The organism is Brenneria populi, assembly GCF_036016195.1.
GTDB lineage: Bacteria > Pseudomonadota > Gammaproteobacteria > Enterobacterales > Enterobacteriaceae > Brenneria > Brenneria populi.
The window spans coordinates 62,106-87,973 of the sequence record NZ_JAYWTM010000014.1; the positions used below are offsets into that span (position 1 = coordinate 62,106).

At 57.5% G+C, this 25,868-nt stretch carries 19 protein-coding genes and 1 pseudogene; 6 read left to right on the forward strand and 14 right to left on the reverse strand.

Annotated features, from left to right (window positions below; translation table 11 throughout):
* Positions 1-100 precede the first annotated feature (100 nt).
* Positions 101-1,819 (reverse strand): sensor histidine kinase, encoded by a 1,719-nt coding sequence (locus tag VSX58_RS14415; RefSeq protein ID WP_327618701.1) that lies wholly within the window; start codon positions 1,817-1,819, stop codon positions 101-103.
* 429 nt (positions 1,820-2,248) lie between these two features.
* Between VSX58_RS14415 and glgB the strand changes: the two genes are divergently transcribed.
* The 6 genes and pseudogenes from glgB to VSX58_RS14450 all read left to right on the forward strand — a co-directional run bounded on the left by glgB (position 2,249) and on the right by VSX58_RS14450 (position 12,033).
* Entirely contained in the window at positions 2,249-4,426 is a 2,178-nt protein-coding gene (gene glgB, locus VSX58_RS14420) for a 1,4-alpha-glucan branching enzyme (RefSeq protein WP_327618702.1), read from the forward strand.
* Entirely contained in the window at positions 4,427-6,397 is a 1,971-nt protein-coding gene (gene glgX / locus VSX58_RS14425; protein ID WP_327618703.1) for a glycogen debranching protein GlgX, read from the forward strand.
* 13 nt (positions 6,398-6,410) lie between these two features.
* Positions 6,411-7,688 (forward strand): glucose-1-phosphate adenylyltransferase, encoded by a 1,278-nt coding sequence (gene glgC, locus VSX58_RS14430; protein ID WP_327618704.1) that lies wholly within the window; start codon positions 6,411-6,413, stop codon positions 7,686-7,688.
* 117 nt (positions 7,689-7,805) lie between these two features.
* Positions 7,806-9,236: a glycogen synthase GlgA gene (gene glgA, locus VSX58_RS14435; protein WP_327618772.1), complete on the forward strand. Its 1,431-nt coding sequence runs from the start codon at positions 7,806-7,808 to the stop codon at positions 9,234-9,236.
* 25 nt (positions 9,237-9,261) lie between these two features.
* Positions 9,262-11,709, forward strand: coding sequence for a glycogen phosphorylase (gene glgP / locus VSX58_RS14440; RefSeq protein WP_327618705.1), 2,448 nt, complete (start codon positions 9,262-9,264; stop codon positions 11,707-11,709).
* Positions 11,710-11,775: 66 nt separating this feature from the next.
* A pseudogene (locus VSX58_RS14450) lies at positions 11,776-12,033 on the forward strand (helix-turn-helix domain-containing protein).
* A gap of 36 nt (positions 12,034-12,069) precedes the next feature.
* Here VSX58_RS14450 and ydhT read toward each other — a convergent pair.
* The 13 genes from ydhT to ulaA form a co-directional block, all read right to left on the reverse strand.
* Complete coding sequence (gene ydhT / locus VSX58_RS14455) at positions 12,070-13,002, reverse strand: protein YdhT (protein ID WP_327618706.1); 933 nt, start codon at positions 13,000-13,002, stop codon at positions 12,070-12,072.
* A gap of 25 nt (positions 13,003-13,027) precedes the next feature.
* The gene (gene phsC, locus VSX58_RS14460) at positions 13,028-13,813 is read right to left on the reverse strand and encodes a thiosulfate reductase cytochrome B subunit (RefSeq protein ID WP_327618707.1); all 786 of its coding nucleotides are present in this window, start codon (positions 13,811-13,813) and stop codon (positions 13,028-13,030) included.
* Positions 13,810-14,481 (reverse strand): 4Fe-4S dicluster domain-containing protein, encoded by a 672-nt coding sequence (locus VSX58_RS14465; RefSeq protein ID WP_327618708.1) that lies wholly within the window; start codon positions 14,479-14,481, stop codon positions 13,810-13,812. Before VSX58_RS14465 ends, phsC begins: the two co-directional genes overlap by 4 nt.
* A 143-nt stretch (positions 14,482-14,624) precedes the next feature.
* Positions 14,625-15,308: a YdhW family putative oxidoreductase system protein gene (locus VSX58_RS14470; RefSeq protein ID WP_327618709.1), complete on the reverse strand. Its 684-nt coding sequence runs from the start codon at positions 15,306-15,308 to the stop codon at positions 14,625-14,627.
* An 11-nt stretch (positions 15,309-15,319) separates the two neighbouring features.
* Positions 15,320-17,422 (reverse strand): aldehyde ferredoxin oxidoreductase, encoded by a 2,103-nt coding sequence (locus VSX58_RS14475; protein WP_327618710.1) that lies wholly within the window; start codon positions 17,420-17,422, stop codon positions 15,320-15,322.
* Between the two features lie 256 nt (positions 17,423-17,678).
* A complete protein-coding gene (locus VSX58_RS14480) occupies positions 17,679-18,308 on the reverse strand; it encodes a ferredoxin-like protein (protein ID WP_327618711.1) in 630 nt (209 codons plus the stop codon).
* Positions 18,309-19,253: 945 nt separating this feature from the next.
* Positions 19,254-20,753, reverse strand: a complete 1,500-nt coding sequence (glpD, locus tag VSX58_RS14485; RefSeq protein ID WP_327618712.1) for a glycerol-3-phosphate dehydrogenase — start codon at positions 20,751-20,753, stop codon at positions 19,254-19,256.
* Between the two features lie 298 nt (positions 20,754-21,051).
* Positions 21,052-21,738 (reverse strand): L-ribulose-5-phosphate 4-epimerase, encoded by a 687-nt coding sequence (locus VSX58_RS14490; protein WP_327618773.1) that lies wholly within the window; start codon positions 21,736-21,738, stop codon positions 21,052-21,054.
* Positions 21,738-22,601 carry an L-ribulose-5-phosphate 3-epimerase gene (locus VSX58_RS14495; RefSeq protein ID WP_327618713.1) on the reverse strand — a complete coding sequence of 288 codons (864 nt, stop codon included), beginning with the start codon at positions 22,599-22,601 and terminating at the stop codon, positions 21,738-21,740. Before VSX58_RS14495 ends, VSX58_RS14490 begins: the two co-directional genes overlap by 1 nt.
* A 9-nt stretch (positions 22,602-22,610) precedes the next feature.
* Positions 22,611-23,264 (reverse strand): 3-keto-L-gulonate-6-phosphate decarboxylase UlaD, encoded by a 654-nt coding sequence (locus tag VSX58_RS14500; protein WP_327618714.1) that lies wholly within the window; start codon positions 23,262-23,264, stop codon positions 22,611-22,613.
* Positions 23,265-23,279: 15 nt separating this feature from the next.
* Positions 23,280-23,747 (reverse strand): PTS ascorbate transporter subunit IIA, encoded by a 468-nt coding sequence (gene ulaC / locus VSX58_RS14505; protein ID WP_327618715.1) that lies wholly within the window; start codon positions 23,745-23,747, stop codon positions 23,280-23,282.
* A gap of 8 nt (positions 23,748-23,755) precedes the next feature.
* Positions 23,756-24,064, reverse strand: coding sequence for a PTS ascorbate transporter subunit IIB (gene ulaB / locus VSX58_RS14510; protein ID WP_327618716.1), 309 nt, complete (start codon positions 24,062-24,064; stop codon positions 23,756-23,758).
* Positions 24,065-24,080: 16 nt separating this feature from the next.
* Positions 24,081-25,481, reverse strand: a complete 1,401-nt coding sequence (gene ulaA / locus VSX58_RS14515) for a PTS ascorbate transporter subunit IIC (RefSeq protein WP_327618717.1) — start codon at positions 25,479-25,481, stop codon at positions 24,081-24,083.
* Between the last annotated feature and the right edge of the window lie 387 nt (positions 25,482-25,868).

The window sequence follows — 25,868 nt, forward strand, 5'->3', positions numbered from 1 at the left end:
CACATCGCTTTTAGTTCGTTGATAAAATCAGGCTTGTTTTTCAGTATATTCAAGACCTTTAACGCCGTGCCGGTCGGTTGGCGCCGGTGTTGCGGCCCCATCAGGCCGCCTTTTCAATATCCGATAGCGTTTTACGGGGGGAAATAAAGGGGACGCGAACTTCCACCCGGGTAAAGCTGTCGGCCTCGCAGATTACGGTAATGCCGAAGTGCGCGCCGTAACGGGCCTTGATGCGCCGGTCCACCAGGTTCATTCCCAGACCGTCTCCGCCGCTGGGCGGCTGATACATGCCAGCGTTATCCTCTACCGTCAGCTCCAGGGTATTGGCGTGCAGGCGCCCGCCGATGCGTATATGGCCGACGTCGATCATCTGCGAAATGCCGTGCTTGATGGCGTTTTCCACAATGGGCTGCAGCGAAAACGCCGGCAGCCGCGCCTCCAGCAGTTCGTCCGGCAGGGCGATCTCCACCGTCAGATGGTCGGCGAAGCGCGCTTTTTCGATTGCCAGATAAGCGTTCACATGCTCCAGCTCGTCGCTGAGCGATACCTCATCGTTACTGCGCTTCAGGTTTTTACGGAAAAAGGTCGACAGCGACAGCACCAACTGACGCGCGTGGTCGGGATTGCGGCGTATTACGGCGGATAAGGTATTGAGCGCATTAAACAGAAAGTGCGGGTTAACCTGCGCGTGCAGCAGCTTGATCTCCGACTGCGCCAGCAGCTGTTTCTGCCGCTCGAAGCGTCCGGCCAGAATCTGGGCGGAGAGCAGGTGGGCAATCCCTTCCCCCAGGGTGCGGTTGATGCTGGAAAACAGCTTGTTCTTGGGTTCGTACAGCTTAATGGTGCCGATAACGCGCTGCTCTTCGCCGCGCAGCGGGATCACCAGCGTCGAGCCCAGCTTGCAGTTGGAGGAGATAGAACAGGTGTAGGGCACCTCGTTGCCATCGGCGTAGACCACCTGGTTGTTATCGATCGCCCGGTGGGTGTGGCAGGAGGTGATCGGGGAGTCCACGGTATGGTGATCGTCGCCCAGACCGATAAACGCCAATAATTTTTCGCGGTCGGTGATCGCGACGGCGCCCACCCCCAGCTCTTCATAGAGAATGCGGGCGACGCGCATGCTGTTCTGCTGGTTGAAGCCCTGGCGCAGCGTGCCTTCGGCCCGGGCGGCGATTTTCAGCGCCTTGGCGGAAAAAGCCGAGGTGTACTTCTCGAAAATGGCGCGCCTGTCGAGCAGAATGCGCATAAACATCGCCGAGCCGACGGTATTGGTGATCATCATCGGCAGGGCGATGTCTCTCACCAGCGCGATGGCGTTGTCAAACGGCCGGGCGACCAGCAGGATAATCACCATTTGCAGAATTTCTGCCACCAGCGCGGTTAAACCGACCACTAGCGGCTGAAACAGCAGATCGAGACGGTTGCGCCGCGTCAGATAGCGGTGCAGCAATCCGCCCAGCAGACCTTCGGCGATGGTCGACAGCATGCAGGCCAGCGCGGTCATGCCGCCCATCGAATAGCGGTGCAGCCCGCCGGTCAAGCCGACCAGAAAACCGATCGACGGGCCGCCCAGCATGCCGCCCAATACCGCGCCGGTGGCGCGGGTATTGGCGATGGAGTCATCGATATGCAGACCGAAATAGGTGCCCATGATGCAGAACATGGAGAACACCAGGTAGCACACCAGCTTGTGGGGTAAGCGAATAGTGACCTGCATCAGCGGAATAAATAGCGGCGTTTTACTTAACAGATAGGCGATCACCAGATAAACGCACATCTGCTGCAGTAAAGAGAAAATCAAATCGACCTGATTGACCATAGACGATCGCTCTTAATGGGGTTTACATTGAGGATTATACCCTTCTTGTCCGACGTTGCAGCGTTCTTGATAGCTATTCGGCGGCTAATAACTTTCGCCCGGCGTCCGGTTTTCGCCTGCCGAGAATTAATAATGTGCAATTGATGCTAAAAGCCCGCAAACATAACTTATTTGTATAAATATAAACAGAAAAATTCGGTGTCGTCCCAGATATTCTTTGGTTATTTAGCTACGCTAAATGGGTAATCATTGTTGGGCCATTTCACGCCGCGAATTATTTTTTCTGGGAATGTCCTAACGCCAATTATTTTTAACTAATTGTTTTTATTTATTTTTTAAATAATATCGGGAGGAATGTAACCGCATCGTGATAACGGGTTTATATAACATGTTTATTTAATTCAAATGGTTAATCAGAGGATGAATACCATGCTGGAGTTTTCTGATGCGATTAATTCACTTATTGCCGGACATTATGCCGATCCCTTTTCGCTATTGGGGATGCATAAAACCTCGAAGGGAATCGAGGTACGCGCATTATTGCCCGACGCCCGGGAAGTGTGGGTGGTAGAAAGCAGCCGCGGTCATAAAGTGGCGCAGCTGCAACGTTATGATGAACGCGGTTTTTTTTGCGCCGTATTACCGCGCAGAAAAAATCCTTTTCATTATCAATTGGCCGTGACCTGGGGGCAGGAGACGTATCTGATTGAAGATCCCTATCGCTTCGGGCCGCTGCTGCAGGATCTGGATATCTGGTTATTGGCGGAAGGGACGCACTTACGCCCGTATGAACGCCTGGGCGCGCATGTGGAAACGCTGGACGGCGTGGCGGGCGTGCGTTTTGCCGTCTGGGCGCCGAATGCCCGGCGGGTCTCCGTCGTCGGCGCGTTCAACTTCTGGGACGGCCGCCGCCACCCGATGCGCCTGCGCCGGGAAAACGGCGTCTGGGAGCTGTTTCTGCCCGCCGTGGCGCCCGGGGAGCTGTATAAATATGAAATTATCGACCGCCATGGCAAGGTGCGCCTGAAGGCCGACCCTTACGCTTTCGAAGCGCAGATGCGCCCGGATACCGCGTCGCTGATTACCCGCTTGCCGGAGAAAGCGACGATTAATGAGGCGCGCCGTCAGGCCAACGGGCTGCAGGCGCCGATCGCGATTTATGAAGTGCACCTCGGCTCCTGGCGCAGACATACGGATAACAATTTCTGGCTCAGCTATCAGGAGCTGGCGGAACAGCTTATCCCTTATATCAAGGAGATGGGGTTCACGCACGTCGAACTGATGCCCATCAATGAGCACCCGTTCGACGGCAGCTGGGGCTATCAGCCGCTCGGCCTGTATGCGCCGACGCGCCGTTTCGGCACGCCGCAAGAGTTCAGAACGTTTATCGACGCATTTCATGAGGCGGGCATCAACGTGCTGCTGGACTGGGTGCCGGGGCATTTTCCCGGCGATGAGTACGGCCTGGCGCAGTTCGACGGCACGGCGCTCTATGAATATGCCGACCCCCGCGAGGGCTATCACCAGGATTGGAATACCCTGATCTATAACTACGGCCGTCATGAGGTGCGCAACTATCTGGCGGGCAACGCCCTGTTCTGGATGGAGCGCTACGCTATCGACGGACTGCGGGTGGACGCCGTCGCTTCCATGATTTATCGCGACTACAGCCGCACCGCGGGGCAGTGGGTGCCGAACAGCTATGGCGGCAGAGAGAATCTGGAGGCGATCGCCTTCCTGCGCTACACCAACCAGATGCTGGGACATGCCGCGCCGGGCGCGGTGACCGTGGCGGAAGAGTCGACCGACTATCCGGGCGTGACCCTGCCGCCCGACTGCAACGGGCTGGGGTTCCATTACAAATGGAACATGGGCTGGATGCACGACACCCTCTCCTATATGCAGCTTGACCCGATTTACCGCAAATATCACCACGATCGGCTGACCTTCGGCATGCTGTATGCCTACAGCGAAAACTTCGTCCTGCCGCTTTCCCACGATGAAGTGGTGCACGGCAAACGCTCCCTGCTCGATCGGATGCCCGGCGACGCCTGGCAGAAATTCGCCAATCTGCGGGCATACTACGGCTTTATGTGGGCCTATCCCGGTAAAAAACTGCTGTTTATGGGGGGCGAATTCGCCCAGGGGCGCGAGTGGAACCACGACGCCAGTCTGGACTGGCATCTGCTGGACGAGCCGGAGGGCTGGCACCGCGGCGTGCAGCGCCTGGTGCGCGACCTGAATCACTGTTACCGCCGGCAGCCGCCGTTGTACCAATTGGATTTTCAGCCGCAGGGCTTTGAGTGGCTGGTGGTGGACGACCGGGAGAACTCGGTGTTCGCTTTTGCGCGCCGCGACGCGCGGGGCAATGAAATTCTGGTGGTGAGTAATTTTACCCCGGTTCCCCGCTATGGCTATCGCATCGGGATTAATCAGCCCGGACGCTGGCGGGAAATCATCAATACGGACTCCTGTTACTACCACGGCGGCAATCTGGGTAATGAAGGCGCGGTTCACAGCGAAGCGATCGCCAGCCACCAGCGGCCTCAGTCGCTGGCGCTGACTCTTCCTCCCCTGGCGACGCTCTATTTGGCGAGAGAGGCATGAATGACGGAATTGCAGGCGGGCAGCCCGGACCCTCTGGGCGCGAGCTTTGACGGCGCGGGCGTTAATTTCGCGCTGTTTTCGGCACAGGCGCAGCGGGTGGAGTTATGTCTGTTCGATGCCCATCAGCAGGAGCGGCGGCTGGCGTTAACCGCGCGCAGCGGCGACGTCTGGCATGGCTATCTGCCCGGCGCCGGGCCGGGGCTGCGCTATGGCTTTCGGGTGGATGGGCCGTTCGAGCCGGCGCAGGGGCTGAGGTTTAATCCGCATAAACTGCTGCTGGACCCCTGCGCGCGCCAGCTGGATGGCTGGGTGGCGGACGACGACTGCCTGCACGGCGGAATCGACCGGCGCGACGAGCGCGACAGCGCGCAGGTGATGCCCAAATGCGTCGTCGTCGATGAGCGGTACGACTGGCAGGACGACGCGTATCCGCAAACGCCCTGGCGTCAGACCGTGATTTATGAAGCCCATGTGCGCGGGCTGACCCAGATGCGCCCCGACATCCCGCCGGAGATACGCGGCAGCTACGCCGCGCTGGGCCATCCGGCGATTATCGACTATCTGCAAACGCTGGGGATCACCGCGCTGGAACTGCTGCCGGTTCAGCAACACGCCGACGAGCCTAGGCTTCAGCGGATGGGGTTGCGCAACTACTGGGGCTATAACGTATTGCTGCCGTTCGCGGCGGATAACGGCCTCTCCTCGGGCGAGGATGCGCTGAACGAGTTCCGCGGGGCGGTAAAAACGCTGCACCGGGCCGGCATCGAAGTCATTCTGGACGTGGTATTTAACCACAGCGCCGAGCTGGATGCGGCGGGGCCGACCCTTTCGCTGCGCGGCATTGATAACCGCAGCTACTATTGGCTTAACGAACGCGGCGAATACCACAACTGGACGGGCTGCGGCAACGCGCTGCGTCTTAACCATCCGGCGGTCGTCGAGTGGGTGATGGGCTGTTTGCGTTTCTGGCGCGAGGTCTGCCACGTCGACGGTTTCCGCTTCGATCTGGCGACGGTGCTGGGGCGTACGCCGGATTTCAACCCATCGGCGCCGTTATTGACGGCGATGAAAAACGATCCGCGGCTGCAGGGGTGCAAGCTGATCGCCGAGCCGTGGGATCTGGGGAACGGCGGCTACCAGTTGGGGAACTTCCCGGCGCCGTTCGCCGAATGGAGCGACCGCTATCGCGACGATATGCGCCGTTTCTGGCTGCACGGCGATATTCCGCTCGGCGTTTTCGCCCGGCGCTTCGCCGCCTCCAGCGACCTCTTCCAGCATCACGATCGCCTGCCTTACGCCTCGGTGAACAAACTTACCGCCCATGATGGCTTCACCCTGCGCGATCTGGTCAGTTTCAACCATAAGCACAACCAGGCCAACGGCGAAGAGAACCGCGACGGCGCCGACAACAATTTCAGCAATAACCACGGCGTCGAGGGGCTGGACGCCGATGAGGAGACGCGCCGCCGCCGTCAGGCCAGCCAGCGCGCGTTGCTGACCACGCTGCTGCTGTCACAGGGAACGCCCATGCTGCTGGCGGGGGATGAGTTGGGAAACAGCCAGCAGGGCAACAATAACGCCTACTGTCAGGATAACGAACTGACCTGGCTGAACTGGGATAAGGCCGACGAGGCGCTGACGCGCTTTACCGCCGGGCTAATCCGCCTGCGCCGCGCGATACCGGCGTTGCGGCAGGACGCATGGTGGCGGGATGGCGACGGCGCCGTGCGGTGGCTGGATAGCACGGGGCAACCGCTGACGCCGCAGCAGTGGGAGCAGGGCGCGCCCCGGTTGCAAATTTTGCTTTCGGAGCGCTGGTTATTGCTGATTAACGCCGGCGAGCAGGCGGTGGATTTCACGCTGCCGCCGGGGCGGTGGAAAGTCTCCCCTCCGTTTGATGAAAAAGCGTATCGCATCAGCGAGGGGCTATGGCAAGGAGCGGCGCCGGCAGTCTGTATCCTGACAAAATAAGAAGGAGTAAGCCATGGTGAACAACGACAAAAACGATCCCCTGATGCTGGCGAGACAACTGCCGCTGAAGTCCGTGGCGCTGATTCTGGCGGGGGGACGGGGAACCCGCCTAAAAGGCTTGACGGCGTTACGCGCCAAGCCGGCCGTCCACTTCGGCGGGAAATTCCGCATCATTGATTTCGCCCTGTCCAACTGCCTCAATTCCGGTATCCGCCGTATCGGCGTGATCACCCAGTATCAGTCGCACACGCTGGTGCAGCATATTCAGCGCGGCTGGTCTTTCCTGAATGTGGAAATGAACGAGTTTATCGATCTGCTGCCCGCGCAGCAGCGTAACGAGACCGAGCACTGGTATCGCGGCACCGCCGACGCGGTGTGCCAGAACCTGGATATCATCCGCCGTTACCGGGCGGAGTATGTGGTGATCTTGGCGGGCGATCATATCTACAAGATGGATTACTCGCGCATGCTGATCGACCATGTGGAAAAAGGCGCGGAGTGTACCGTGGCCTGCCTGCCGGTGCCGCTGAAAGAGGCCGGCGCCTTTGGCGTGATGAGCGTCGACGCCCGGCATCGCATCCTCGATTTCGCCGAAAAACCGGCGCAGCCGGTGCCGATGCCGGATAACCCGGATATGGCGCTGGCGAGCATGGGGATTTATGTATTTAACGCCGAGTATCTGTATCGCCTGCTGGAAGAGGATGTCTGCGTGACGGATTCCAAGCATGATTTCGGTCAGGATCTGATCCCCAAAATCGTCGCGCAGGGCGCGGCCTGGGCGCACCCTTTCACCTTATCCTGCGTCACGTCCGGCGACAGCGCCCGGCCCTACTGGCGGGACGTCGGCACGCTGGAGGCCTACTGGCAGGCCAACCTCGATTTGGCGTCCGTTACACCGGAGCTGGATATGTACGACCGCAACTGGCCGATTCGCTCGGCGATAGAGTCGCTGCCGCCGGCCAAGTTCGTGCAGGACCACTCCGGCAGCCACGGTATGACCATGAACTCGCTGGTTTCGGGCGGCTGCATCGTGTCCGGTTCGGTGGTGACTCACTCGGTGCTGTTTCCCCGCGTGCGGGTTAATTCATTTTGCAGCATCGATTCAACGGTGTTGCTGCCGGATGTCGTCGTCGGCCGCTCCTGCCGTTTACGCCGCTGCGTGATCGACCGCGCCTGCCAACTCCCGGAAGGCACCATCGTGGGAGAAAACGCGGAAGAGGACAGCCGCCGTTTCTACCGTTCGGATGAAGGGGTGGTGCTGGTGACGAGGGCGATGCTGGAAAAAATATAACGCCAGTCCGTTATCCCCGCCTGCGCGGGGATAACGAAAAACGAGGGACAACGGAATAAAAAGCGGGAACGACGGGCAACAAGACGTAAAGAGGTTGGGACCAATACAGGAGTCATGATGCGGGTATTACATGTTTGTTCAGAGCTGTTTCCGCTATTGAAAACCGGGGGGTTGGCGGATGTGACCGGGGCCTTGCCCGCAGCGCAGATTCAAACCGGCATGGACGTCCGGGTCGTGCTGCCGGCGTTTCCCGATCTGAAGCAGGGTATCGCCAATACGCAAATCGTGTGCGCGCGCGATACGTTCGCCGGGCATGTCACGCTGCTGCACGGCCACTTTAACGGCGTCGGCATCTATCTGATCGACGCTCCGGCGCTGTACCAGCGCGCGGGCAGCCCTTACCACAATCCCGAGCAGTATGCGTATGCGGATAACTATTTGCGCTTTGCGCTGCTGGGCTGGATAGGCTGTGAGCTGGCCTGCGGGCTGGATCCCTACTGGCGGCCGGAGGTGGTGCACGCCCATGACTGGCACGCCGGTTTAACGTGCGCTTATCTGGCCGCGCGCGGCAGACCGGCAAAATCGGTATTTACCGTCCATAATTTAGCCTATCAGGGGTTGTTTGACGCCCGGCATATGGCCGAGCTGCAACTGCCGCCGGAATTTTTTCAGATTTACGGGCTGGAGTTCTACGGACAGATCTCTTATCTCAAGGCGGGACTCTATTACGCCGATCATGTGACCACGGTCAGCCCGACCTATGCGCATGAAATTACCCTGCCGGCGTACGGCTATGGCATGGAGGGGTTATTAAAAACCCGCGAGGCGGAAGGGCGTCTGTCCGGCATTCTCAACGGCGTCGACGACGCCATCTGGGATCCGGCGCATGACCCGCTGCTGACTCGTCATTACAACCGGGATGCGCTGCTCGACAAGGCGGAGAATAAACGGCATCTGCAAACGGCGATGGGACTCAGGCTGGATGAAAAAGCGCCGGTGTTCGCCATCGTCAGCCGCCTTACCAGCCAGAAGGGGCTGGATATCGCGCTCAGCGCGATCCCCGACTTGCTGGATCAGGGCGGACAGCTGGTGGTGTTGGGGGCGGGCGACGCGTCGCTGCAGGAGGGATTTTTGGCGGCGGCGGCGAAGTATCACGGGCAGGTGGGGGTGCAGATTGGCTACCACGAAGCCTTTTCGCACCGCATTATCGGCGGGGCGGATGTCATCATGGTGCCCAGCCGCTTCGAGCCCTGCGGTTTGACGCAGCTCTACGGGCTGAAATACGGCACCCTGCCGCTGGTGCGCCGCACCGGCGGGCTGGCGGATACGGTTGCGGATTGTTCGCTGGAAAATCTGGCGGATGGTCTGGCGAGCGGTTTTGTGTTTAACGATTGTAACGTGGGATCGCTATCCCGGGCAATTCGCCGCGTCTTTGTTCTGTGGGCGCGCCCGACTCTCTGGCGCTATGTGCAGCGTCAGGCGATGGCGATGGATTTCAGTTGGCAGGCGGCCGCGCAGGCTTATCGCGCGCTGTATCAACGCTTATGATGACGCTCATTGGGGAATGAATATCATGAACACGCCGTTTAGCTATGCTTCACCAACGCTCAGTGTGGAAGCGCTGAAACACTCTATCGCCTACAAGCTGATGTTCGCGGTGGGCAAAGATCCGGCGATAGCCACCAAGCACGACTGGCTGAACGCCACGCTGCTGGCGGTGCGCGATCGCATGGTCGAACGCTGGCTGCGCTCCAACCGGGCGCAGCTGTCGCAGGATGTGCGCCAGGTTTACTACCTGTCGATGGAGTTTCTGCTGGGGCGCACGCTGTCGAACGCCCTACTGGCGATGGGGCTGTATGACGATTTAAACGCGGCGCTGGACGGCATGGGGCTGGAGCTGGACGATCTATTACAGGAGGAGAACGATCCCGGCCTGGGCAACGGCGGCCTGGGGCGGCTGGCGGCCTGCTTTCTGGATTCGCTGGCGACCATGGCGCTACCGGGACGCGGCTACGGCATCCGCTATGAATACGGCATGTTTAAGCAGAACATCGTCAACGGCCAGCAGGCCGAATCGCCGGATTACTGGCTGGAGTACGGCAACGCATGGGAGTTTGCCCGCCACAGCACGCGCTACAAAGTGCGCTTTGGCGGCCGTGTTCAGCAGGAGGGCAGCAAGGCCCGCTGGCTGGAAACCGAGGAGGTTATCGCCTGCGCTTATGATCAGATCATTCCCGGTTTCGATACCGATGCGACCAACACCCTGCGCTTATGGAGCGCGCAGGCCAGTAATGAAATCAACCTGGGCAAATTCAACCAGGGCGACTATTTTGCCGCGGTTGAGGATAAAAACCACTCGGAAAACGTATCCCGGGTGCTTTATCCCGACGATTCAACCTACTCAGGGCGCGAACTGCGCCTGCGGCAGGAGTATTTTCTGGTGTCCGCCACGGTGCAGGATATCCTCAACCGCCACTGGATGATGCATAAAACCTACGCCAATCTGGCGGAGAAGTTCGCCATTCACCTGAATGATACTCATCCGGTACTGGCAATCCCCGAATTGATGCGTCTGCTGATCGATGAGCACAAGTTCAAGTGGCAGGACGCCTGGGACGTGGTCGGCAAGGTCTTCTCCTATACCAACCACACGCTGATGCAGGAAGCGCTGGAAACCTGGCCGGTGGATATGCTGGGCAAAATTTTGCCGCGCCACCTGCAGTTGATTTTTGAGATCAACGAGCATTTTCTGGCGTTCGTGCAACAGCAGTTCCCCGGCGACAACGATCTGCTGGCGCGCGTCTCCATTATCGAGGAGACCAACGGACGCCGAGTCCGTATGGCCTGGCTGGCGGTGGTCGCCAGCCATAAGGTCAACGGGGTGTCGGAACTGCATTCGGACCTGATGGTGCAGTCGCTGTTCGCCGACTTTGCGCGTTTATTCCCCAACCGCTTCTGCAACAAAACCAACGGCGTTACCCCCCGGCGCTGGCTGGCGCTGGCCAACCGTCCGCTTGCCGCAGTGTTGGACGACACCATCGGACAGACCTGGCGTACCGACCTGAGCCAGCTTGACGAGCTAAAGCCGCATATCGACTATCCGGCGTTCGTGCAGCGCATTCGCCAGGCCAAGCTGGAGAATAAACAGCGCCTGGCCGAGTATATCGCGGAGAATTTAAATATCGTCGTCAATCCCAACGCGCTGTTCGATGTGCAGATCAAGCGTATTCACGAATACAAACGCCAGTTGCTCAACGTGCTGCATATTATCACCCGCTATAACCGCATTAAGGACGATCCCTCCCTTGATGCGGTGCCGCGCGTGGCGATCTTCGCCGGCAAGGCCGCGTCGGCGTACTACATGGCCAAACATATTATCAACCTGATCAACGACGTGGCGCAGGTGATCAACAACGATCCGGCGGTGCGCGACCGGCTGAAGGTGGTCTTTATCCCTAACTATGGCGTCAGCCTGGCGCAGATCATCATTCCGGCCGCGGATCTTTCCGAACAGATCTCTCTGGCGGGGACGGAGGCCTCCGGCACCAGCAATATGAAATTCGCGCTGAACGGCGCGTTGACCATCGGCACCCTGGACGGGGCGAACGTGGAGATGCTGGAACATATCGGCGAAGAGAACATGTTTATTTTCGGCAATACCGCCGAACAGGTGGAAACGCTGCGCCAGAACGGCTACAACCCGCGGGAATACTACGACAAGGACGATGAACTGCACCGGGTGCTTACGCAGATCGCCACCGGCGTTTTTAGCCCGGATGACAGCCGGCGCTATAGCGATCTGTTCGATTCACTGGTGAATTTCGGCGACTACTATCAGCTGCTGGCCGACTACCGCAGCTATGTGGATACCCAGGATCGGGTGGATGAGTTTTACCGCAACGCGGACGAATGGGCGCGCTGCACCGCGCGCAACATCGCCGGCATGGGCTATTTCTCTTCCGATAGAACCATCGCCGAGTATGCCGAGGAGATCTGGAACATCAAGCCGATTCGGCTATAGCGGTTGATTGCGGAGCGCTGGCGTTCCAGCGCTAAATTTTTTGGCAGTGTCCATACTTGCCGCACCTTGCGCGCCAGTTGCTCCTGGCTTGCCCGCAATGCGGCGACGTTATTCAGCACACCGGAGGGCTTAGAAAAGTTCGCTTCGGCGACAATAGACGAGGTAAAGGGAAACGCGGCGGTTTTCGCGCAGTATCTTCATACCGCAGAAACAACCTAGCAGAACTGGGAACAAGGCGGGGCAAAACCTAATCCACAAGCGGTTTTCTTGATTAAAATGGTGGAAAAAAATCCGGACACGCTTCGCACGCTGACCGCGTTGTGAGCGGTATGGGGACGCATTTCCCGCGTTAATTTTTCCTTAGCCGCATGCCTCCAATTCAAATAAATCGTTAATGCGGTATTTCACCCCGGCGACGACGCCGTTTTCCCCCTCATACACCAGCAGAAAGCGGGTGCGGACGCCATCGTGATAGCTCAGCGCGGCGCAGCCGCCTTTGCCCAGCACCAGCGTGTCGACGCCGCCTGACGACGCCACCACGGCGTTTTCGCCCGTCGCGGTAATGGATACGTTGTTGCCTGCGTTGCTGATGCGGCTTCCACTGCCCGCCGCGTCGAGTTTGCACAGGCTTCCCACATTGGCGATGCTGGAGGATTCGCCGGCGCCGCTGATATAGCCGCGCATGCCGCTGTTGGCGATGCGCGCGCCGCGTCCCGCGCTGCTGATTTTGACCGAGTTCCCGCTGTTACTGATGCGCGCCCGTCCGCCCAGGCTGCCGATACGGCAGTGCGGCCCGGTATTGCCGATCTTTACGGCAAAACCGGCGCTGACCAACTGGCAGGCGTAGCCGGCGCTGGCGATGCCGCTGTCGGCGCCGCAGCTGCCGACGAAATTATAGGGACCGGATAACGCGATCCTGCTCTGCAGGGCGGTGCAGCCGATATCCAGCGCCGGGGCGCTTGCGGCCAGCTGCGTTTCGCCGGGGAGGCTTGACGCGTACTCCCCGCCCCGGGGGCGGGTTTTTATCTCAACCGATCCGCTATTGCCGGCGGTCAGGCGTTCGACCATCTCCCGTATGGCGCCGATCTCCTGCGCCATAAACCGGGGCGAGCCGGAGCCGAGCGCATAGCTGTACGCCACCAGACTCTCCAGCCATTCGACATATCCGTCGCTTATCAGCGCCTGATGAATATCCCGATATTCCGCGCCCTGCGGAAAACGGCGCAGGAACCAGCGGTAGATTTGCGGGCTGACTCGTAGCGCGCGTAGCTGCTGGCTGGTGATTTTTTTCATGTTCGCCTGGGGTTCCTGCCGCGCGTTAGTGACGATGATAGCCGTCGATCATACAGCGGAACGTTTGGGTCGGGGTGCGCCCGGTGGTGCACAGATAAATATGCCCGCACAGGAAAAACAGGCTGGCGACGGCCAGCGCCAAATGCAGCGGCAGCAGCCAGGCCTTGAGCAGCGCCCAATCGGCCGGCAGCCACAGCGGATTGCTTAACAGCACGCCGGTCGCCAGCAGCGCGGGCAACAGCGCGTACATCACGCCGAGATAAGCGGCCTGTTGCAGAGGATTAAACTTGGCGCGCGGCGTGGCCGGGAAGGGGTGATCTTCCCCCTTAATGATGCCGTACAGATAAAACCGAACCTGTAAAAAGGCGCGTTTCCCCCAGCCGTCGCGTTTAATCAGGTAATGGTGCCCGTTGCCGCCGAACGCGTTAATCAAGACAAATGCGATCCAGCCGGCCAATAGCAGATATCCGCACGCCTCATGCAGGGCGACCAGCGTCACGGTGTCTTTTACCGACCCCACGGCGAAATGGTTGAGCAGCCCGCTGGCGAGCAGCAGAATAAACAGCGTCGCGTTACTCCAGTGCCAGAGGCGGATGGCCCGCGAATAGAGATAGACCTTCTCTTCGTGCGAGCGGGCGTGCGGCGGCGCGAGCTTGTAACGCAACAGTCCGTGCAGCGTCAGCACGCCCAGCATGCCGGCAAACAAGAGTCCCGCCAGAATAAGCCATACCGGCCAGAAATCGGGCGTGTAGATATAAACGTACTGGTAAAGCTGGGCCTGAAACAGTTCGGCGTTCGGCATAATATTCATACATTCACCTTTTCGACGTCATGCGGGCCGGGGCGGCGATAAATATGCGGCTTGCCGACGTCGGGCAATTGGTATTGATAATATTCGTGCGTTTTCAGCCAGCTCTGCACGACATCGCTATCCTCGCGGCCAAAAATAAGCGCGTTTTGCGGACAGGCGCTGACGCAGATGGGCGGAAAGCCTTTTTTCAGCCGCGACTCCAGACAGAAATCGCATTTGTCGGCAACGCGGGTGGTGGGGTTGAGGTAACGCACCTGATACGGGCAGGCGGAAATGCAGTAGCCGCAGCCGATGCATTGCGCTTTGTCCACCCGCACAATCCCGTTGCTCTCGTCGCGGTAAGAGGCGCCCGTCGGGCATACGGAGATGCAGGGCGCGTTTTCGCACTGCTGGCAGGAGTGGCGGAAAAAGTGATAGATATTGCCCTGTTCCGGCGGCGTCATCGCAATATGGGCGATGCTCATACGCGCCGCGCCGACGGGGACTTTATTCACTTTATGGCAGGCCACGGCGCAAATATTGCAGCCGTTGCAGCGCACTTCGTCATGGATCATGGCGTAGCGCACCGGTTTGTTTTTATCCGTTCCGCCCAGGGCGGAGAAGATCGGCGCGCTAAAAAAAATCACCGACCCCATGCCGAGGACAAAGTTACGGCGTGAACATGTCATCTTCCTTGCCCCCCTGAAAATGAAGCGTGCAAAGTCGGTTTTATTCGAGGTGTCAAAACTCGCTTTTTCATCAGTTCTCCAGTGAGCCGGGTCGTGACTGCACGACATCGCTCTTTTTCCCGTCGCGCGTCGCGGGGAAAAGGTTAAGGGTTTTCATACTGTTCGACTTCAATCCATTCACATAGGCCTTTGGCCTTGCCGGCGCTCATGAAGCGTTCGCTGAACAGATAGGATTCGCCGTTGGAGGCCGCGATAAGGCGGATATCCGCAAACTCCTCGGACTGGGCGAAAAAGCGCAGCGCGTCGTCGATCCTCTCCTGCTCGAAGGCGTAGGGGGGGAAGCGCAGCATTTGCACTTTGTAAGGCCGCGGATAGGTTTGGCACTCGAAACGAACGGTATCGGCGATGGTTTTACAGATGTCCTGTTCATGAGTGAAAACCAGCAGCCGGGCGTAGTTGCGGCTCATGCTTCGATCCGAGTAGTAATAGCGCGCTTTATCGTCGCCGATGGCGGCGATATCCGCGCAGGCCTCGCTGGCGCCTATCTGTTCAAACAATAGGTCGATGGTTTGCTCGTCCAGGGAATAGGGCGCCTCCTGAAGGCGCCGTTTGTCCATCAGCTCTCCCGCGGCCGAACAGCGGCGGATATACTCCGCGACGGTTAAAAACGGCGCCTGCAGTTCGGCCGCGGTGTTTGCCGCGGCGTCGCCGTTCGCCGCCTGGGACCGCGGGGACAGGGGCAGCAGTAACCGCCTTTTGCTCAAGTCCGGCGGCGCGTCGTGACGCTCTTCCGACGCCGACGACTCCGATGTGGATAGGGTCTTCATAATCGTTATCGCTATGCCGGAAGCAAATCTCGCGCCGCCAGATCGTCGGCGACATCTTCCATTCCCAGCCTGATCAGGGTCTCCCTGGTCGGGCAGCCGAGTTCAGGGTCCCACCCCATCGCCGTATAGAACATCGTCAGGGATTTTTTCATGTCCTCCCGCTCCATTTTGTCGGTGCCTTCGGTGAACACCTCAATGTCCGGATCTTTATCAAAGACCCAGTCGCAGATCTGATCGTGCTCATGGCGCATATCTGTGGTGTTCATCAGCTTCACGGTATAAGCGCGGTGCAGGGTGAAGATACGCTCGGCGGCCAGATCCAGACTGGCTTCCGTGGTGGCTTCCCCGGTCACCGCCGCGAAGAACTTGGCTTCCATCGCCAAATCGCCGCGATAGCCGCGGCTTTTGAGCGGCGAGGCGGTCATCGGCCAGACCCAGTTGCACAACGTGATGGCGTCATGCAGGCAGCTTCTGAAGATGGTCCACTGGGCGTACTTCACTTTGTATTCGTTGATCGGGGTGTAGTTTTTGGTGTCGTCGTACGCGTCCGGGGAGCCGAACAGCTCGGCGGCGATCTCTTTTTTCAGCTTTAACGGCAGCCCGCTGCCGATATAGTTGATATGGGTGTGCGTCATCGCGTCGCGGTTAAACATGCAGTTGACGATCGACCCCACCTGCGCCGACGCTTCATTGGCATGGTGAACGGGGAACCCCATCGGCGACCAGAGCTTATTCTTCTTGTTATTCCAGTAAGCCTCGCCCAGCTCCCAGCGCTTGGCGATTTCGTAAGAGCCGTCGGCCAGATGGCTAAGCTCGCCGATGCGGTGCGCCAGCCGATGATAGAAGTCCTTGATGAACGCCGGATCGCCGGCCTCCAACTGATCCCAGCGGATGGCGGCGTACTCTTCGGCGGGCAGCACGCGTTTGAAAACGCCGTGGCTATAGCAGTAGATGAAATCGCGGTGCAGCTGGCCGTAATTGCACCATAGCCCCATGTCGTCGAAAATATTGAGCCCGACCAGGTTGCCCACCACCTTGCCGTCGCCTTTTTCATCAAAATCTTTCGGGCCGTGCGGGAAAATGGAGGTGTGGACGAAATTCGCCACGCAGGTATTACCGCCGGTGGTCGGCACGCCATACTGCTTGGCTTGGGGGACGTTCAACTGCGACATGCAGCGGATGGGACAGGAGTGGCACCCGCCCATTTTCACCGTATATTTCTCCGCGGCCGGGCCGAGATCGAAGACGGATTTCATGGTGCGGAAGCCTACGGTGTTCTGGTTGCCGGGAGGAATTTCGCCGGTTTCCACCGGACCGCCCTCCGCGGCTCCCCAGAACAGCCCTTTGCGCGCCGTCCAACGTGATTTCGGATCCGAGTATTCCGCCCAGGCTTGCGGAGTGCTGGGAACGACATGGTTGTTATTCGCGCCGATAAGCTGCGTCATCATATAGTCGTTCAGGTTTTTCAGCTCTTCCCGGTCGGCGACGTTGACGCCGCGGGTGCCGATGACCGCAATGGCTTTGAGGTTCTTGGCGCCGAGAACCGCGCCGGTGCCGGCGCCGCCGCTATGGTTGCGGCTGTTCAGAATGCCGGAAAGCGGCACCAGGTTTTCTCCGGCCGGGCCGATGGCGGCGACGCAGGCTTCGACATTGGTGGCCCGGCAAATTTCTTCCGTGGTTTCGCGGGTGCCTTTTCCCCACAGGAAGGCGGCATTTTCAATGCTGACCTTATCGTCCTGAATATTAATCCACACCGGCTTGGGCGATTTCCCTTCGATAATAATGGCGTCGTAGCCGGCGTATTTCATATAGGCGGCGAAAAAACCGCCCATATGCGCATCGACAACCAAATTGCCGCGGGTAAATGTCGATAATGAGGTGATATTGACGCGCGAACTACAGGGGGCGCCGGAACCGGTTAATGGCCCGACGGCGAATATCACCTTATTGGCTTCGTCAAAAGGTTTGGTTCCCGGCGCGACCTCGTCATACATAATTCTGTAGCCAAATCCCATTCCGCCGATAAATTTCTTATATTTGCTGGAATCTTCTTTGGCGATAGCGCCGGTGCTTAAATTAATGCGTAATATATTGCCAGTCCAACCGTTGATCATAATTTGTTTCCTGCATGTGGGGCAGCGTTATCGATAAAGGCTATACCCGTCATACTTCAAGTTGCATGTGCGTTGGCTACACTCAGTCACCCGAATCACTTACTTGTGTAAGCTCATCGGGATTTCTTCGCTTGCCGCGTTATTCGGCCTGAGGGCCTCACCCCTTCGGGGTCAGCGCAAGCGCTGTTCAAAAACGCTTTGCCGTTTTTGTCCTACAACTCGAATTATTTAGGGTAGATGATATAGTCTGCGCGGTTCAGACCGTAATATCTTTCCAGTCGATGATGCTTAATGCGCCTGTCGGGCAAGCGCTGGCGCATTCGCCGCATAAATTGCATTTACCGGACTTTTTGATCTGCGGATTTACCGTCGCCATCATCCACGGGCAGGCGGTGGTGCAGGCGGAGCAGCCAATACAGCGTCGATCGTCAACCGTAATACAACCGCGTTCCTCGTTATAGGCGATGGCTTTTATCGGGCAGACCTTCATACATTCCGGGTCTTTGCACTGCCGGCAGGTATCGGTGGTAAAATTAAGATTGCCGTACAGCCCGCCGCCGGAGCCGATGCCGCCGTCGCCGTAATAGAAGTGGCGGTGAATTTTCACCCGCGAGAAGAACGAGCCGACGCTGCCGTAGTTGTAGGCGGTGCAGGCGGTTTCGCAGCGGTGGCAGCCGGTGCACCTGGCTCTTTTGGTCACCAGTACGCCTTTGGGCGTGGTCGTCAGCCCGACGCTGCCGCTGTTGATTTCTTCTTGTCGGCACCCCAATAGGGAAAGCAGCGCCGGCGCGATAGTTATTCCTGCCAGGCCTTTGCCTGAAATACGCAGGAACTCCAGTCTTGTTAATCCCAGATCCAGTAAAGGACGTTCGACCTGATTAGGCATTTAATTATTATCCCCCGCATACCCGAGTATTCCCTATGCCCGCCACTCTTCAAGTTGCCTGCGCGTTGGCGGCGTTTAGGCGCCCGCATCACTTACTTGAGTAAGCTCAGGGGGGCATAAATGGTCCGCCCGTCAAGGGTCAACGCTGCGCGTTGTTCAAAACGATCGCGTTTTGTCCTGCAACCTGAATTATTTAGGGTATATAACTTTCAAACCGCAAAGGCATCGGCCGCCCGCGGTATGAAACCTATTGGAAATAAATAAGCATGAAATAAACCTATGGCAAAAACCAAAGATAAAAACGGCTGAGAATAAAAGGAATGTCCGGTTGAAAATCGTTATATAAAAATATAAATAACGATGGATATTTCCTCTTTATTTCCCCCATGGCGTTCGATCAATTTGCTACCTGGCCGATGTGCGGCCGAGTCCTATTCCACAGTAGATCATGCTCTTTACTATAGGCCATTTTCATTCGTTTTATTAACCTTATTTATAATGCGGTTATAATTTTTTTTATTATGTGATTAGTGTCTTATAAATTATTTATTTTTAATATACTTGTTGTTATTGATTCTTATTATTATTTATAAGCTGGAGTAGCGCGTTATTAATAAATATTTTTTAAGTTATGGATATATGATTCGTTATTTAAGTTAAATGTTCTGTGCAATGGTTAATAATGGTTTTTTGTTGTTGTTTTTTTGCAGTGTAAATATATTGGGAAATATAGCGTGTTGATTGGTTAGGAATATATTTATTTTTTGATTTATGCCGGGATATGCAAAGAGATGGGAATGGATTTAAAAATGACATGCAGCAATTTAGCGGATGACGCGGCGTAAAAAAACGTTTTTCAAGCCGAGAAACAACAAAAACGCCGAGGCGATATTTTACGGTGATGCAAAACGTTTACGAAAATGTAAACGTTTTGCTGTTAGGGAATTAGCTGACCTGCGCCACCCGATAGCGGTATGCTCCCAGCCATTCGCTGATACGCTGTTGCTGCGCTTCATTTAGCCGCATACCCAATTTGGTACGCCGCCAGATAACATCGTCCAGGGTGACCGCCCACTCCTTCTCGACCAGATAGCGCAGCTCCGCTTCATACAGATCGTGACCGAAATGTTCGCCCAGATCTTTGAGTCCATTGCTATTCGCCAGAATCAACTCGCTGTGCGAGCCGTATGTCCGGCTGTAGCGGCGGGCCAGCGCTTCCGGCAGATTAAACCGGCGGCGCAGGGCGGCGGCGTACTCATCGCGCGAGCCGGAAATATCGCCGCCAGGCAATACGGCGTCTTTGGTCCAGGCTTTTCCGGCCTGAGGATAGTATTTCGCTAATTTATCCAGCGCATGCTCCGCCAGCTTACGATAGGTGGTCAGCTTGCCGCCAAATACGGATAACAGCGGAGCCTGGCCTTGCTCATCGCTGACCGACAGCGTGTAATCGCGGGTAATGGCCTGCGGGGAGTCCGACTCGTCATCGCACAGCGGCCGCACGCCGGAGTAGGTCCAGACAATATCGTCACGGCTAAGCGGCTGTTTAAAGTGATCGTTATACACCTCCAACAGATAGCTAATCTCGCTCTCGTCGATTTTGACCTGGTGGGGATCGCCGCGATACTCCACATCGGTGGTGCCGATGATGGAAAACGCATCCTGCCAGGGGATCACGAAGACAATGCGATGATCTTTATTCTGCAGAATATACGCCTGGGGCTGATCGTGCACCCTGGGCACGACGATATGGCTGCCTTTGATCAGACGGATCCCGTAAGGCGATTTCAGCCGTAAGCCGTCATCAAAAAATTGCCTTACCCACGGGCCGGTGGCGTTGACCAGACCTTTGGCGCGCCAGGTGAGCGTTTCTCCGCTGAGCGAGTCGACGGCCTCAACCACCCACAGGCCCTGTTCGCGCCGGGCGCTGACGACCTTGGTGCGGGTACGTACTTCGCCGCCGTGTTTAGCGACCTCCTGGGCGTTCAGCACCACCAGACGCGCATCGTCCACCCAGCAGTCCGAGTATTCGAAGCCTTGAGTCAATTGCGGATTCAAGACGGAGTTCGCGCCGAATTTCACGCTTTTGCTGGCCGGCAGGCTGACGCGTTTTCCGATATGGTCATACATAAATAAGCCGATGCGGATCATCCACGCCGGACGCAGATGCGGCTGATGCGGTAAGCGAAAGCGCAGGGGAAAAATGATATGCGGCGCCATTTTCAGCAGGGTTTCGCGTTCGGAAAGCGCTTCGCTCACCAAACGAAACTCATAATGTTCCAGATAGCGTAAGCCGCCATGGATCAGTTTGGAACTGGCGGAGGAGGTGGCGCAGGCCAGATCCTGGGCTTCCAGTAGCAGGACGGATAAGCCACGCCCGGCGGCATCCGCGGCGATGCCTGCGCCGTTAATGCCGCCGCCGATCACAATCAGATCTTTGGTTTCCACAATGTTCCTCCACCATTAAAATAAATGTTCGTTTTCGAGCATTATAATAATCGTAAACAAACAAACTAGCCAACGGTTAACCAAATAAAAACATTTATGCGTGATGGAGGTAACAATTTTATGATGATTGTCACATTAAAAACGGGGGTATTAGGCTAATGCCGATCGTTTAAGTATCGAGATTCACGGGGCGAGCACAGGGGGGATGCAGGCGGTTGATAAAAGCGCAAATTCCCGTCGTCCCCGCGGTAAGTAGGCGGGGACCTGCTTTTTCAGACAGCGCGGTGCTGTCGGATGCCTAGCGCTGTCCGTAATAGGCGCTGGGGCCGTGCTTGCGGCTAAAGTGTTTGTTCATTAGCCAGTCGTCGATCGGACGCAGATCCGGGTTAATGGAACAGGCAATCCACGCCATTTTCGCCACCTCCTCCATCACCACCGCGTTGTGCACCGCTTCATCCGCATCTTTGCCCCAGCAGAAAGGCCCATGCTGGTAAACGATAATGCCCGGAGTGTGCAGCGGATTGCCGTCGCCGAGGGTATGGGCGATCGCCACGCCGGTATTCAGCTCGTACTCCTGGGCCACTTCCTGCGCCGTTAAGGGCCGGGTGCAGGGGATATCGCCATAGAAATAGTCGGCGTGCGTGGTACCCAGCGCCGGGATCGCCCGCCCCGCCTGCGCCCAGGCGGTGGCATGGGTGGAGTGGGTATGGACAATCCCGCCGATTTGCGGATAGCGGCGATACAGCTCCAGGTGGGTGGCGGTATCGGAAGAGGGGCGATATCTGCCTTCCACCGTCTTTCCCTGCATATCCACCACCACCATGTCTTCCGCCTGCATGGCCGCGTAAGCGACGCCGCTAGGTTTGATCGCCACCAGCTGCCGCTGCCGATCGATGGCGCTGACGTTGCCCCAGGTGTAGGTCACCAGGCCGTGGCGCGGCAGCGCCATATTCGCGGCAAAAACCTGCTGTTTAAGCTGTTGCATCATGCCGCTTCCTCCTCTACCGATAGGCCGGCCTGACGCATCTGCCGGGTAACCCAGTCCCGCGCCGCGGCGATCTCTTTTAGCGGGTCGGGCGCGGTTTCGCTCCACATTTCGATCAGGTAGGGGCCGCAGTAGCCGCTTTCCCGCAGCGTGGAAAAGCAGCGGGCAAAATCGACCACGCCGCTGCCGAAAGGCACGTTTTTGAACACTCCCGGCAGCGTATCTTTGACATGCACGGCGACGATATGGCCTTTTCCCGCCTTCAGCTCCATCTGAACGTCGTTGTCCCATGCCGACAGGTTGCCGATATCGGGATAGAGCTGGAACCACGGATTATTGAGGTAGCTGGCATAGCCCAGCGCCTTGCTGATGGAGTTCATTAACGGATAATCCATGATCTCCATCGCCAGGGTAACCTGCGCCCGGCTGGCCATTTCCACCGCCAGCCGCAGGCCGTGGCGAAAACGCTCGCGGGTCAGATCGTTGGCCTGCTGATAGTAGACGTCGTAACCGGCCAGCTGGATGACGCGGATGCCGATATCCTGGGCGAGGCGGATCGCCTTGAACATAATTTCCAGTCCGTGGTTGCGGATCTCGTCATCTTCCGAGCCTAGAGGAAAGCGCCGGTGGGCGCTCAGGCACATGGACGGCACGCGAATGCCGCTAAGCGAGATCGCCTTGACCAGCTCCAGGCGTTGCTCGCGGCTCCAGTCGAGCCGAGCCAATCTGCCGTCGCTCTCATCCACCGACATTTCGACAAAGTCAAAGCCCAGCGTTTTCGCCAACTGCAGGCGCGTCGGCCAGCTTTCGCCCGGCGGCAGCGCTTTTTCATAAATACCGAGAGGAACCGTTTTCGTGAGCATGAGCGCGCCTTATCCCCAAAGCTGAGCGATGCTGTGTTTGAATTGACGCGCGGCCTCTACCGGATCCGCGGCATCGCGGATACTGCGCCCGGCGATAAACACATGGATGGGAATCCCCTTGAACAGCGGCAGATCCGCCAACGCCAGCCCCCCGGTGACGGTAACGTTAAAGCCCATATCGGCCAGACGTTTAATGGCGTTAATGTCCGTTTCGCTCCAGGCGATGCCCGCAGCCTGCGCGTCCCGGCTGCGGTGATAGACCACCTGCCGGATGCCGATATCCAGCCAGGCCTGCGCCTGTTCCCAGGTCCAGAAGCCGGTCAGTTCGATCTGGACGTCTCCGTTGAATTCGCGGGCGATCTCTAGCGCGCCGGCGGCGGTGTTGATATCCGCGCAACAAATGACGGTGACCCAGTCGGCGTTGGCGGTAAAGCACATGCGCGACAGAATTTTTCCGGCGTCGGCGATTTTCGCATCCGCCAGCACAATCTTGTGCGGGTAGAGGGACTTCAGGTCGCGCACCGCGCGCACGCCCTCGCCGACGCACAGGATGGTGCCCACTTCAATAATATCCACTTCTTCGGCAATCATGCGGGTGGTCTGGTAGGCCTCCGCCAGCGTTTGGTTATCCAGCGCAACTTGCAACATCGGTAAATGAGACATCGTTAAGCTCCTTAATCAGCATGCCGCCGCGGCGGTTTGGTCAATTAAATTCAGCACATCCTGCTCGCTGCGGCAGGCGCGCAGGCGGTCGAAGTTGGCTTCATCTTCAAACAGATTCACGATTTGCATAATGCCCACCTCCTGATGGGTATGGGCATCGACGGCGGCCATGGTGATCAGAATATCCACCGGGTCGTTGTCTTCATGGTTGAATGGCAGCGGCGTTTTCAGGGTGACCAGCGAAAAGCCGGTTTTTTTGACCCCCTCTTCCGGCCGGCCGTGGGGCATGGCAAGGCCGGGGGCGATGACGAAATAGGGGCCGAACTGTGTGACGCCGTCCAGGATGGCCTGGTAGTAGCGCGGCTCGACGACATCGGCGGCCACCAGCAGGTCAACGCCGATTTTCACCGCTTCCTGCCAGGTGGCGGCCTCGGCCTGCAGACGTATGGAGCGGTTTTCCGCCAGAGAATCACGTAGCTTCATTTTTCCCCCTATCGCTTCAAGTCCGCGGGAAAGTGCGCCTTGATGACTTCCAGCAGTTTTGGCCCGAAGTCGGCGGCGGAAAGCATATTGCGTACGCCGACCACATATTTATTGCCGCTGACCGTGATTTCATCGGCGACGTGGGTGGAAGCGATGATGATGTCCGCGCCGCTCAGTTCCGCTTTATATTCCCCTACGGCGCAGCTGTTTACGCTGTGGTCGACGCCCTGCTGGGTCAGAAATTGATCCACTTTCATTTTCATGATCATTGAGCTGCCTTGCCCGCAGCCGCATACGGCCAGAATTCTTACTGTCATGATGCGTTCTCCAGAATTAATTTGTCGCCGATGATTGGGCGAGTTTCTTTTCCGCGTCCTCTTCCGCCCGCAGCGTGCGGCCGGCGTAGGCCATATAAACCAGGGCGATCGCGATAACGACGCTCATAAACCACAGGCCGAACGTCAGGCCCTGCATTAACGGCGGCGCCAGAATCGACCAGTCCGCCATGCCCATCCAGGCGCTGAGTCCGGTCAGTTTTACCGCCCAGACGCAGCCGAATATTTCAATGACGCCCATGACCAGACAGATCTTCAGCGCCGCCCGCCAGCCGCCGAAGTGGTTGGCGAATACGCCGATGGTTGCGTTGGAGAAGAACATGGGAATAAAGCCGGGGATGATCATGATGGGGGAGCCGATGGCGATCAGAATGCCGATGGCGATCAGCTGACCGATGGTGCCCCACATAAATCCCCAGACCACCGCATTGGGGGCGAAGCTGTAAATGGCGGCGCAGTCGATAGCCAGCACCGCGCCGGGGATCAGCCGTTGGGAGATGCCGTTGAACGCTTCCGAGAGTTCGGCGACGAACATGCGCACGCCCTGCACAATAATGAAGATGGCGACGGCGAACTGGAAACCGGTCTGCAGGATATAGACGCTCCAGTGCGTTTTTCCCGCCATCTGCTGCACGGTGTTCAGGCCGAAGGAGAGCAGGATCGCGCCGAAGAAAACCGTCATGACGATCGCGGTGGAGACGATGTTGTCGTGGAAGATATTCAGCCAGCCCGGAAGCTTCAGGTTTTCCACGCTCTCCTCTTTTTTCCCCAGATAAGGCGCCAGTTTATAAGCGATCCAGGAGGCGAATTGCTGCTGGTGGCCGATGGAGAAACCGCAGCCGTCCGTTACCGCCTGCGTCGGTTTATACATCATGTTCGACGTAATGCCCCAGTAGAGGGAGACCAGCACGGCGCTGCAGATGATGGTGGTCCACATCGGATAGCCGAGGATATAGAAGAACACGGCGAGCAGGCCGGCCTGTTGGAACATTATGTGGCCGGTCAGCATGATGGTGCGGATGCCGGTGAGGCGGCGCAGCAGGACGTAAACGATATTCAGCGCCAACGCCAGCAATACCGCGTAGCCGACCCAGCTATAGGCTTCGCCCATGCGTTCGATGGTGGCCATCATGGAGGCGTAGGTATCCGATATGGCGCCGCTGATGCCGTACACCTCGGACATTTTCGCCACGACGGGTTTGAAGGTGCTGGTCAGGATGCCGGAGCCCGCCTGCAACAGCATAAAGCCGATGATCGTTTTGATCGTGCCTTTAATGATGACGGTAGCGCTTTTACGCAGCAGCAAATAACCGAGAAACGTCACTATCCCCAGCAGCAGCGGGGCGTTGGTCATGACCTGATTAAAGAAAATCGTAAAGATATTATAGAGGGTTTCCATAAGCACTCCGTTCGGCTCGGCCTTTGGTCACCTGTGATGCGCCACATTCGGATTGCGCTGGCGCGGCAGGCATTTTTGTAGGGCCAGAACACTCTAGCAATCATTAATAATCACAAAAAGGCGTTTGTTGATTATTTGTGATTGGCTTCTCAAATATCCTTTATGACCACAGGCACTCAGGGTTAAAAAAAACGAAAAAATAGATTTTATCTTTATTTTTCATATTGTTGATTTGTTTTTACGCTGTCGGATCTGCGCCTGGATTCCAATGTCAGGGCTAAAGCTCGCCGGGCGCGACGATGAAATAGTCGATTGTCAGCGCGCGTCAACGGTGATAGATTCTCAATATAAAATCATTTAAATTCATAAAATGATCACCAATTGATT